Origin of the sequence: Endozoicomonas sp. (assembly GCF_031844845.1) — a bacterium.
Taxonomy (GTDB): Bacteria; Pseudomonadota; Gammaproteobacteria; order Pseudomonadales; family Endozoicomonadaceae; genus Endozoicomonas.
On the sequence record NZ_JAVRMB020000035.1, the window covers coordinates 1 to 12578 of the forward strand.

7 protein-coding genes are annotated in these 12578 nt (G+C 43.5%); 4 read left to right on the forward strand and 3 right to left on the reverse strand.

Features of this window, described 5'->3' with window-relative positions; translation table 11 throughout:
• Positions 1-1039: 1039 nt before the first annotated feature.
• Both RM811_RS01575 and RM811_RS01580 read right to left on the reverse strand, forming a co-directional pair.
• Complete coding sequence (locus tag RM811_RS01575; protein WP_402520106.1) at positions 1040-4174, reverse strand: efflux RND transporter permease subunit; 3135 nt, start codon at positions 4172-4174, stop codon at positions 1040-1042.
• 3 nt (positions 4175-4177) lie between these two features.
• Positions 4178-5257: an efflux RND transporter periplasmic adaptor subunit gene (locus RM811_RS01580; RefSeq protein ID WP_402520108.1), complete on the reverse strand. Its 1080-nt coding sequence runs from the start codon at positions 5255-5257 to the stop codon at positions 4178-4180.
• Between the two features lie 304 nt (positions 5258-5561).
• Between RM811_RS01580 and RM811_RS01585 the strand changes: the two genes are divergently transcribed.
• From RM811_RS01585 to RM811_RS01600, 4 genes are all read left to right on the forward strand, one after another.
• On the forward strand, positions 5562-6251 hold the full coding sequence (locus RM811_RS01585) for a Crp/Fnr family transcriptional regulator (RefSeq protein ID WP_402520110.1): 690 nt from the start codon (positions 5562-5564) through the stop codon (positions 6249-6251).
• Positions 6252-6328: 77 nt separating this feature from the next.
• Positions 6329-7477 (forward strand): OmpP1/FadL family transporter, encoded by a 1149-nt coding sequence (locus RM811_RS01590; RefSeq protein WP_402520112.1) that lies wholly within the window; start codon positions 6329-6331, stop codon positions 7475-7477.
• A gap of 338 nt (positions 7478-7815) precedes the next feature.
• Positions 7816-8475, forward strand: coding sequence for a Crp/Fnr family transcriptional regulator (locus RM811_RS01595; RefSeq protein WP_402520114.1), 660 nt, complete (start codon positions 7816-7818; stop codon positions 8473-8475).
• Positions 8476-8807: 332 nt separating this feature from the next.
• A complete protein-coding gene (locus RM811_RS01600; RefSeq protein ID WP_402520116.1) occupies positions 8808-9356 on the forward strand; it encodes a hypothetical protein in 549 nt (182 codons plus the stop codon).
• A gap of 423 nt (positions 9357-9779) precedes the next feature.
• Here the strand turns inward: RM811_RS01600 and RM811_RS01605 are convergent, their stop codons facing one another.
• Positions 9780-11162: an ankyrin repeat domain-containing protein gene (locus RM811_RS01605; protein WP_402520118.1), complete on the reverse strand. Its 1383-nt coding sequence runs from the start codon at positions 11160-11162 to the stop codon at positions 9780-9782.
• Positions 11163-12578: the final 1416 nt, after the last annotated feature.

Here is a 12578-nt window from a genome sequence, read left to right on the forward strand (position 1 = left end):
ATGCAATGCTTTTGCTTTTTTAAGTAAATCAGGGGGGATATCAGTTTTGATCTGTGTTGATACTGTATTATCCAGTTTGTTTGTGAGGCGTGGTTTGCGGGACATGGTATTTCTCCTGAATTATCATCTGCTGCTCATACGTCGGAGGAATATCTATCAGTATGATCCAGAGACAGGTATAAGCATCTATTAGAATAGACGGCGAGCCGCGTTACTCAACTACTCTAAGGATTTGTCCTGTAATAATTTTCCCATTTCAACAAACGTTGTCCGTGATCCGTGGTCCGTAGTCCGAAAAAGCAGGAGTCACTCGTGCTTTTGCGGGCAGCGGGTAGCGGCCTTAACAAGTCGCAGTAAAATGTGGATCTTATTTACCAGTAGATTTAGGCGTTTGGAGAATAGCATCATCGTACACCGCGCCGGTTGGGTTTTCCCGCTGTCATTCCGTACAGGCGACTGCATGGATGCAGGAGGTAGAGTAATGCAGGAGCAATTACCGGGATTGTACACAATCCATCCGGCAGGGATTACCCGAGGACCCGAGGGCCTGAAGGCATAAAAGCCAACCATCGGCAGTCACCTCCCTGTGGATGGATCCTGTACAATCCCTGTACAGGATGACAGCGGAGTTGGTCGGTAATAATGGCTGTTTTCCCAAATGTGGAATTTATTAAAGGACAATTCCTAAGTGCATTTATACACATCGCACTTGAAGATGCGGGGTTGCTGGTTGCCTTCACTCCCCCCAATCACCGACTATTGTTAGTTCATGGGGCTTCATTCGGTTACCACTTAGGAATTGTTCCGAAATAACTTCCCCATTTGCCAGTAGTTTGAGGTGTTTGGGGAGTGTCAGCCTGGGTATATAGGAGCTGCATAATATTGCTAACTTTAAAATTTAAACAATGTTCAAATGCTCAATCTGAGCATTCATGTGAGAAAAGCAACCGGATCAGAGATGAGAAAGGTTCAGCGAGAAAGCTGAACCCTCACCTTATTTCCACGCTCCCCCATGGAAACGAGACAATCCAGCCCTTCGCTACACAGCTCCGGCAATAGTGCTAACCGACGTCTTTTTAGTTTTCTCCCGAAGCCCCTGAAACAGGGCAAAGAAAGGCGGCACAAACAAACACCCTGCGATGGTTGCAGAGAGCATTCCTCCAAATGATACCTGGCCAATCGCCTGTCGGGCTTCAGCACCGGCACCGTCGGCAAACAACAGTGGCAGTACACCCAGAACGAAGGACAAAGCCGTCATCAATACGGCACGGAATCGAAGTCTTGCTGCTTCAACAGCCGCGTCGTAAATAGATAACCCCTGCTCTTCCCGCAACTCTTTGGCAAACTCCACTATCAGAATCGCACTTCGGGCAGCCATGGCAATCATAAGAACAAAGCCAACCTGCGTGTACACACTTATTTGACCACCAGCGGCATACACCATTGCCAGCGAGCCAACAATGGCCGTAGGGACCGCCAACAGAATTGACACCGGTGTCACCCAGGATTCGTATTGTGCAACCAGAGCCAGATAAGTAATCAGCAGCGCAATGCCAAACAGTAACGCACCATTGGAAGAAGATTTTACCTCTTCCGCCGTTTGACCATACCAGTCATAACCATAACCATCCGGCAAGAATGAATCGGCTATTTCTGCCATAGCGTTGATAACATCACCGGATGAACGACCCGGTGCAGGCACTGCGGTAATACGAATCGAGTTAAACAAGTTGAAACGGGTTACCGTGTCTGACCCTGCGGTTCGTTCAAATCGGGCAATAGCCGACAATGGGATCATATCGCCGACAGCATTACGAATTTTTATGGTTTGCAACACATCTTCATTCTGTCGATATTCCGGCTCGGCCTGTACCCGAACCATAAAGCTTCGACCGTACAAGGTGACATCGTTCACCCAGTTCGCACCCAGGGTGGCATTCAGTGTTTGATACACGTCCGTCAGGCTGATGCCCATGGACAACGCCAGTTCACGATCAATATCCAGATAAATCTGGGGAACTTCGTCAGAGAATGTGTGGTACGCCATGGCAATATCGTCATGACTGTTGATCTGGCCAAGGTAAGCGTCAACCACCGGCTTCATTTGTTCCAGTGTTTGCCCCGTGGTTTCCATCAACTCCATAGCAACACCTCCGGAAGTACCCATTCCCGGTAACTGAGGCATCTTGAAGGCGATACCTGTGGCATCCTGATGCTTTTGCAAAATATCTCTGAATTGCTGAATAATCGCCATATCCGTCTGACTTGGGTCGGTTCGTTCCGACCAGTCATCCAGAGACACAATAATGACACCGGCATTCGGCAGTGCAGCAAACTTGATAAGAGAAAAACCATAGGCACTACTGAGATGCTTCACACCGGAAACGGTGCTCATTTCAGTGACCAACTCCTCAAGTGCTTTGTCGGTACGGGTAACAGAAGCAGACTGAGGCAAGGTCACTTCCACCATAAACACGCCTTTATCTTCTCCCGGTACAAAGGTTTCCGGTAACTGCTGATTGAATAAATAGGACAGCCCTGTCAAACCTGCAAACAACACGACAGTCACCATAATATGTCGAGTCATAAGACCCACACTTTTCAGATAACCGGCAGTAACGACTTCCATAAAACGGTTAAACCAACGCAACAGAAACCAGGGCTTCGGCTTTTCGGGGGTCATAATCAACGCCGCCAGTGCCGGAGCCAGCGTCATGGCAACCAGCGTCGACACCACGGAGGCGACAATCATAACCACACCAAACTGGGCATAAATAATACCCACCATACCGGGTGTCATGGAGACCGGGGTAAATACCGATACCAGCACAATCATGGCCGCCACCAATGGCCCGGTGACTGTTTTCATGGTTTTGATGGTTGCAGCAACCGTATCAAGCTGATTGGTTTCCATCTCATGCTCGATATTTTCTACCACCACGATACAGGCATCCACCACCATGCCGATGGCAAGAATCAAGGCAAACATAGAGATAGTATTAATATCAATGCCCACCATTTGCATAATGGCAAAGGTTCCTAGCAGAGACACTGGAATCGCTATAACCGGAATCAGTGTCGTGCGCCAGTTTTGCAAAAATATGTAGGTAATCAGTGCCACCAGAATGGCAGCAATAATCAGTGTTTCATACACTTCAGCCATGGAGGCTTCGATGGATTCTGATGCATCAAAAGAGAAATCGTAATCAACACCTTCCGGAAAGCCGGTTTGCATATCAGCCATGGTGTCACGAATCTCGCGCGCCAACTCCACCGCATTAGCGTCAGGTGTCGGATAAATGGCAATCATGGCACTGGGATTACCATTGAGATAAGCACCGGTTGAATAATCGGCACTGCCCAACTCAACCCGGGCCACATCTTTCAAAATCACACGGGAACCATCAGCACCGGAGCGAATAATGATGTTTTCAAACTCTTCCGGCGCTTCCAGACGTCCTTGTGTTTGAATGGTATAGGTAAACTGGGTTTCATCCGGTGCCGGTAATGCGCCAAGAGAACCTGCCGGAACAATGGTATTTTGAGTCGCAATCGCTGCGTTAATTTCAGCGATTGACAATTGCAGACTCGCCATTGCAACGGGATCAACCCAAACCCGCATAGCGTAGGGCTGGGTACCAATCAGCACCACATCTCCCGTACCACTGATTCGAGCCAGAGATTCCATAACCGTTAATTCAGCGTAGTTACTCAGAAAAACAAAGTCCCGGGAACCGTCGGTAGAAGTGATGTTCACCACTTGCAACATACCGTCGTTCACCTTTTTAACCTCAACCCCCTGTCGTCTAACTTCCTCAGGCAAACGACTCAATATACGGCTTACCCTATTCTGCACATCGGTTTCAGCCTGACTTGCATCGGTGCCTACTTCAAAGGTGACAAAAGCTTTATATTTACCGTCATCAGTGGCAGAAGAGTCAATATACGACATACCTTCTACACCATTGACGGCGGTTTCAATAATCGGTGCCACCGTGTCTGCCAGAATTTGTGCGGAAGCGCCTTGAAATTCCGCCATGATTTTTACTTTGGGCGGAGCAATTTTCGGGTATTCAGCGACAGGCAGTGCCATGAAAGCAATAATGCCAGCCAGAGAGATCAACAACGATAGAACAATAGCGAACTTCGGCCGCCTGATAAAAAATTCACCCACGACTTATACGCCCTCAGCCAGTTGGATATTAACGGTTTGTCCCGGACGCAACAGTTGCAGATTACGGGTTAGCACAATGTCGTTTTCTTCCAGGCCGGTTTCTATCACCCAGTTTTCGCCAATACGGGCACCGGTAGTAACAGGACGAATGGCAACGGTGTTGTTTTTGTCATTGACATAAACATAGCGACCTGACTGATTTTCCATCACCGAACGCTGAGGGACGACAATTCTTTCCACAGGTTGGGAATCAATTGCTTTGATTCGGGTAAAGAGGCCGGAAACCAGTGTGTTATCAGGGTTTGGGAAGGTGGCTCGCACCATAATATTGGAGCTGCTGGAAGATACCGTATTGTTGACAAAATCAACCTGTCCGATGTGGGGATATTGCTCACCATGGGACAACATTAATTGCAGGTCAGATCGTTCAGCAACACCGCTTAATAAATCAAGGTCAGTGACATTAAAGGTGATATTAACAGGGTCTGTGGCAACAATGTCGGTCAACACAGTAGAGCCGCTGGCCACAATATCACCCACACTCACCTTGCGCTCACCGGTCTGACCAGTGATAGGCGCCGTAATACGGGTATAGCGCAAATTCAGTTCAGCCTGCTTAACCGCAGCCTTTGCTTTAGCGACATTGGCCTTATGAATACGAGCATTAGCGCGATGATCCAGCAGCTGTTGCTCACTGATAGCCTGGCTATCCATCAGCTTTTCACTACGCTCCAGTGTTGACAGCGTATTTGTGTATTGTGCTTCTGAAGCCTGAAGAGCCGCCAGGGATGAATCCAGCATCAGTTCATACGGTTCGGGATCAATGGTAAACATCACATCCCCGGCATTAACGACCCGGCCTTCTGTGAAATGAATGGATACAATTTCTCCGGATACTTTGGGAGAAAGTTTAAGATGATCAACGGCTTTTACACGACCGATATACGTGTTTTCGTAATATATATTTTCCGCTTTAACAACCATTGCAGGCACATCAGTTGATGCAGCAAGAACCGTTCCGGAATTTGCGACCAACACTACCCCTAAAGCCATCGCCTTGAAGCTTATGTTTTTATACAGCATAAAACAGTTCCACATGAGAAGCTGATAAATTCACGACGGGGAACAGTTATCGGAGAGTCCATATCAGGGTGTACAGCTCTTTAGTGCCCATCTATGAATATAACAACCAAGGTTGAGAGAATTACCATGATGTGACCATAACCTATCATAATAAAATATTTGCAAATGCACTCTCCGTGCAATAGCATCCTGATTCGTAATCAAACGGTAAACTATTAATTTATTATTGTTTTACATCCAGAGAGTACGGGATTTCCACTGAAGAAATCCTGAGCGTAAATGACGTATCTGATCTTATGAGACTATGAATCATCAAAGTACTCTACAATCAAAATTTGATATATCAAGAACCCTGGCAACAGAAATCATTAAGCTGGCCAGTGTTTCTTTCTATGAAAAAAACACTATTTTACAACCGCAATACACTACGCCCAGTCACCTGTTTTTCATACTGTCAGGGCTTGCCGGTCTTTTCAAAACAACCGATCAACAAAAGGAAACCTACTGTGGAATCGCTTCAGCCGGACAAATGACCAACGATCTTTGCCTTATACTCGATGAACCGCAGGAGCCCAGCATAAGAGCACTGTCTGAAGTATTGGTGGTTGAGTTACCTATGGATGCTGCACGCATCCTTTATAAGAACAATGACGAATTCCCGAGGATGATTAACCGCTCACTGGCCGAAAAGCTTAAAATTCACACGACCCTGTTCAATTTACAAACCGAAAGTTCATTGCAGAAAAGAGTGTGCCGCGCCCTGATAACACTGAACGGTATCACTGAAACGAATAGAGTGCCTATTACGCTGACTCAAATGGCGATATTGCTGAATATCTCAAGAAACACAGTGACTAAAGCTATTAAATTTATAGAAAAGCAAGGTGCCATCGAATCTCACTATGGTTTGTTAACCATAAAAGATGAAAAAGCATTGCATGCGATCGCTTCTGTACCTTTCGTTAAAGAGCATCCTTCACATCCTTCCATTTGATGGCTGATGCACCAGGAGTGCATTAGCATTATTCCAATAATGATAATGTGTGTTTTTTCTCAGATTATTATTTCGTCATGAAACACTGTCATGCTCTTTTATTAACCTTCCCTTTGATCGCATTAAATGCCTCTGCCGGCGGAATTATACTGTCAGAAATGGCGACCTTCGATAGTGTCTCTTCTGCCGGTGTAGCCAATGCTTTGAACCGCAAAGATGCCTCGGCCGCGATGAGCAGTCCTGCCGGGTTAACACATATTGAAGATTACAGTTATTCAATTGGCTTACAATATGTTGATGCCGATTTTGATTTTAAGGGCGAATTGAATGAGACAACACCCGTAAAGACATCGGGTGCCAATCAACAATTCGCACCCGGACTGGCGTACGCTCAACGCGTTAGTGATAGCGTGGTTCTAGCGGGTTCCCTCCATGCAGAAGGAGGGCTGGGCATGAAGTACAGCAATGGCTTGAATGGTCAGAATATGGTTGACGAACTCGCGATTAGCGTCATCAATATGAACTTTGCAGCGGGTTATCAAGCAACGTCCAACCTTTCCCTGGGCGGTGGATTGATTGTTCAGCACATCATATCAGAACTGGAAGCCAGTCATGGCGATGCAAAAGTCAAGGGTGACGGCTCTTCAACAGAGCTCGGTTTTCTGTTATCCGCCATGTTTGACCTAAGCGATTCAACCTACATTGCCGCTAATTACAAAAGTAAGATTGAACACGATTATAAACTGGACCTAAAAGCTAACAGTCAAACATTATCAAAGCTGGCTTCTGCCACCACCTGGCCTGCTACTCTGGATGTCGGTGTTAGTCATAACCTTAACGAACAAATGAACATTAAAATCCGTGCAGCTTATGAAAACTGGAAAGATTATGGCAATGCCAGTGGTCATGACATGGAAAATATCTATAGCCTTGGCACATCCCTGAGCTATACCCATCAAAAATGGACTTATCAGGGCGGTATCAGGTTTGAATCAGAAATGCTTAAGTCTGAAAATATGACCCCGGATTTATCGGTTGGTAAACAGTGGCTGTTAGGCTTCGGGGCCGAAAAAGAATTAAAAAATCAGCGTCGTGTAGGTATTGCTTATGAATATCGAGATATGGGGCAACCTGAAGTGACATACGATGGTATTCCTGGCAACTCGGTCGTTGGTGAATTCACCAAAAACCGGCTGCACTTTGTTACACTGTCTTACGCTTACTAGGTAATTCCTTTAATAACTTTACTGTTTCTTTTTTGCCACGGAGACACTGAGGCACGGAGTTTTTAAAAGTTTCCTCTGTGTCTCCGTGGCCGTTTATGCTTTTTTTTACGGAAGAAATTACAGAATGTGCGGAAAATTGTTTCCGGACAAATTCTAAGGGAATCTGTATATAAAATACCGATCACTCGTTGTTCGCTACCTGCTATTCGAAATAATACGGATTGCGGACAACAGATTACGAACAGCAGAAAAAATGACGACAGCAAATGCTGATAGTAACGCCATGGATTGAACGATAACCTTCACTTTTTCCAGCGTACTCTGGTATATCAGACACTATGATCAACTCTGCACATCATCAACTCTTACAATCTTTATTTGCTGTCAGTTCCGAGCTGTCTGAAACCCTGTTGAATCTGGGAACCATTGAAGTCATTTCACAAGATCATATTATTCATGATCAGAATATCACGCCTGATTCCGTTATTTTTTTGCTCTCAGGATTAGTTGGTTTATTTACCTTTTCCTTTGAAGGAAAAGAGTTTTATGACGGTTTTCTCACACCGGGAACCATTATGCATGACGATTATCTTATTGATCAGTCTTTGTATATCAGCCACTCATTGGCTTTAACCGATGTTATTATTCTAAAAATACCTTTTTCTTCCACTCAGGCATTGTATGATAATACCCATTATTTACAGTTGGTTAATCGATCCGTCATCAGAAAGCTATCAATAAATAGAAATCTTCGTCATGTTTTCAGAGAAAAAGACATTGTAAAAAAAATACATACATTACTGGCACTCTTACTGCGGTTCGCTCAAGGCAGCACCATTATAATTACCCATGAACAACTTGCTCAGTTAACAGGCTCATCCAGAAATTCAATAGGTAAAGTACTTAAACGCCTTGAATTACAGAGTATTATTGATTGCAATAGACGAACCATAAAATGGGGCGTTAACAAACATAGACTTTTGTCGTCTTCTTTATAACGTAATTTGTAATGCGTATTTTAGATAGTTCAGTCAAAAATATATTCAATCGCATATTAGTCAGGGGGTTGACAGAGCATTACACGAATTTCTCTCTAAAAAATGTTAAAACACACCTTTTGCACGCACAGTGCATTCGTTACGCCTTCTTGTTTGCAATGATTCATTGAAAACCAGCATGATAGAAATACTTTGCAATAAATGTATTTCAATTTCTTATTATTCATACCTTCAAAGATTGGATCATGTTGAAAAACCTTATTATTACCGCCTCAATGGCTATCATGTCCACATTAGCTGTGGCTGACCTCACGGACCAGGACGCTCCTGACATGTCTGACCCGACCGCGATTTATTCCAGCGCAGGGGTATCTTACGGTAAACAGGGTTTGAATTTAAAATTAGCCTTTGCCATGCCTTCTGAGGATCGTCTGGATTACATGGGTGCGATTGAAGCCAAAGAAGATTTCGATATTTATCGCGTGCGTTTGTTTGCCGGAGAATCAGGAAAAGGTTTTTACCTTGATACCAATCACGATACCAGTAAAAACATAACCCATGTTTCCGGTGGTGGTTTGATGACCATTCCTGTCCATGAACGCTTCACCCTTTTCCCTGCTGTCATGGTAGGCCATATGAATGGCAAGCATATTGAATCAACAATGACCTTTACGGCAATGACCTACACTCGACTGACACTGGATAATGGCTGGTGGTTGAACTTCAACCCTATCTACACAGTGTCTTTAGATAACAGCAGTATTTCAGACCTGTCTATGGAAGTGTTTGCCAGCAAGCAGATTACACCTACTTTCAATGCGCGTTTAAAGTTTGATAGCAGCAATGACAATTTGTCATTCGAACTGAACAAAGCGTTTTAACCGGGTACCGGGTTTGAACGATGAGTCGGCGCAATCTCGCTCCTTTTGAGGGCGAGTCAAACCGATAATTACTGTCTTTAGCTATCGGATCACTACAATTTAGCTATTATTTGTGACTTCCTGTTTTGGTTCTTACGGTAGACATTAAGCAACTATCCATTAATTTCAGGGGCTACAGAACAGCTTTAACCACGAAGAGCACGAAGAATAGCTTTCCTTCTTTTCTTCCTTCCTTCCTTCGTGTTCTTCGTGGTTCCAATGCAAGAGCTGCAGCACGCATCAATCAACCCGCAGTGACTCTCAGCGAGCAGGAGTCAAAGAAGGAGGTGAAGCTCTGAAATCCGGTATTGTCAGAAAAAAACCCTAATGTCTACCCTAAGAGCAACGCTACACAAGCAAAGCCATTTCCAACTTACCAACTGATTACGACTTATTATACCTCCCACTCTTAACGGCTCGATAAACATCGGACCAGACTTGATCCTCCTCGCTAAGCTGTCCAGAATTACCAGAAATCAAGAAAGTCAAAGAGAAGTTGCTACCAATTTCTGTGGCAATCTTTCCCTGAAAATCATCAGGTAAATTACTCACCTTAGCCCCTGCCTCCAATAACTTTCTCGTTATTTTTATCGGTAAACTGCCCCTTTCCTCTAAACCTTTTTCCAGAGCATGGTAGAGTGGAGTACGACCCTGCTTATCCTCCACATCAGGAAGCGCCTTGACCTGCAGAAGTGCTAACAAAGCATCATGTCGTTCATAAATAACCGCCAAGTTTAGCAGAGGTGTACCATTATGGTCGCAAGCACTATTAACCAGCCCACTATCAACTAACCCACTATCAACATGTCCTTTCTCAAAAATAAAATTAATCACATTCTCTTTTCCATCACTCACAGCTGTGACCAAAGCCTTTTCAAATTCTTTTTCCTTAATAGCTTTATCAATGTCAGCTGAACAGATTTTATCGAATAAAAGCTTTAACATCTCAATTCTTTCTTCTTGCATCTCTATATTGACCACTGATTGCAATAAACTTGTTTCACAAAGTTGGTTATTTATTGCAAACTTGATCTTCGCACCTTCAGCAAACAGAATATTTACCCTTTCAATATTTCCGGTTGAGACTGCCAACTGTAGAGAGTAATTAACATTGACATTGGCCCCAAAAAACAGCAATCTATCTGACACCAAACGATTATTTGACAATTCAGAATAGTCCAATGCAGAAAAATTAGAATTATTTATATGACTCATATCAGCGCCATAACTTACCAGATCCGTTATCATACTTACTTTATCTATATCGGAGTCTCTACTAATATCGGAATCGCAAAGAATATGCAGCGCTGTTGAGCCATTCTGATTTTTTGCATTAACATCCGCCCCTGCACCTAACAGCACTGTTATTCTATCTGTTGTAACACTACCGGAAGCGCAAAGAATATGCAGCGCTGTTGAGCCATTCTGATCTTTTGCATTAACATCCGCCCCCGCATCTAACCGTTTTTTAACGGCCTCACTGTTTCTAATTCCATTTACTTCAACCAACTGCCTGCTCAGACTTTCTTTACTTGCATACCCACATCTGGCCCAAACCCAACCTGTTATCACACGAATCCTTCTTGTCAACAGAGATATTACACCCTCTGAAACCATATCCGTATTTTGAGGAGAAAATATGCGCGATTCAATATCGCTTTTTTTTTGAACACGCCCCGGATTTTCATATTCCCCCCTACCAAGTATTGAAACGGATGGATTTTCAGAAGATATTACAAATCTACCAAGAGCAACAGAAATACCCATAAGCTATTTTAGACCTTGCTACAAAACTAATATGATGCATATTGAGATCATGAAATCGTAGAATACTTCCCATATATTGAAAGATTAAAAACACAGGCGTATTTTCAATAGATTACAACACCTACCCTGCCTAGACTGGCCGCCCCCTCTTATAGCAAACACCTCTGAGTAACTTCATGTTTTTGGTATGAACGTTACTCGTAGATGTTGAGCCGTACCCGCCCGGCTTGGGCCACTTACAACAAACAACCTATTGACCAGGGACACCGTCGATGAGCATTTTCAAATCCTATATCACTGAGATGGGAGCCTATAAGCCAATGGCACTGACTTAAGGGTGAAAGCCTTGGCATTAAAGGCTTTCCAGAAATCCAAAAAAACATCAAAGTGATTTGAAAAGCAGACAAAAAAACGTCATAAGCAGGGGGGGGGAAACTACAGATGTACGTTAGTTTGATATATGTCAGAAAGCGAATGAAAACTGCGCATTTTTTACAGGTTTTCATTCATTTTTGTCAGGATAGAGTAACTTTTTTGGAACTGATCATTCTGACAAATAGATTTAATTAAACCATGATCACACTGTAGATTTCGCACTGTCGTAGCAAGCCATCAAAGCAAGTTAAACACTCAAGTGGTAAAGTCATAAAGCCCGGTAAATACAAGTGGTTAGCCCTTAAGTTAGTGCCATTAGCCTATAATACCATTTCCACTTTCAAACTATGAGACAGAAGGTCTACAGCTCTTATTTTCCATGGTGATAGTTTAGTATTAGAAAGTGGAATTGGTATTACACATCTGCCAAACTCAACCATTCTATAAACTTGGAGAACGTATTGTTCGAAGCCTTCTTAGAAATAACCAGCCCAGTATTCTTGCAGGAGTAACTCCTGACAAACTACTCAATGCCTTGAATACTTTTCAAATTGTCCTTAAGAAATATATCGAATCCCGACAATCCTTCTCAAGGAGCAATGAAGCCGCTCACAATATCTGTAAAATGATGCTGGAAGCATTTATTGAATTCAGAGCCAATCCCACTTGTGACTGAAAAAACTTAGCCAGCACATGCTTTCAGATAATAAAACCCCTGAATTTCTTGTTGATTCAATGCAAAAATTTACAAAGAGCAGTTATTGCGGGCGAGTCTGCTCAGCAGAGTTCAGAGAATGGCTGAAATCAAAACTTCAGCCGTTGAAACAGAATGAATTCAAAAGTAAGCTTGATGAATTGTAACTATTCAGCACCCTCCTCGTAGCACATCTTGTGTTGTCCAAAGAGTCATAAGCACTACATATTGATTAACAGAACTTTAGTCCCCATATCTTTTGATGTATTTCATCAAAAAATACCGGAAATTAAAAAATAGAGTAAGTGTGTTGTCACTTTGAATCCTTTGGTACAGCTCAATTTAGA

Coding starts and splice junctions, on each gene's coding strand:
- RM811_RS01580 (WP_402520108.1), bottom strand. CDS start 5,257: ATGCTGTATAAAAACATAAGCTTCAAGGCGATGGCTTTAGGGGTAGTG.
- RM811_RS01585 (WP_402520110.1), top strand. CDS start 5,562: ATGAATCATCAAAGTACTCTACAATCAAAATTTGATATATCAAGAACC.
- RM811_RS01590 (WP_402520112.1), top strand. CDS start 6,329: ATGAAACACTGTCATGCTCTTTTATTAACCTTCCCTTTGATCGCATTA.
- RM811_RS01595 (WP_402520114.1), top strand. CDS start 7,816: ATGATCAACTCTGCACATCATCAACTCTTACAATCTTTATTTGCTGTC.
- RM811_RS01600 (WP_402520116.1), top strand. CDS start 8,808: ATGTCTGACCCGACCGCGATTTATTCCAGCGCAGGGGTATCTTACGGT.
- RM811_RS01605 (WP_402520118.1), bottom strand. CDS start 11,162: ATGGGTATTTCTGTTGCTCTTGGTAGATTTGTAATATCTTCTGAAAAT.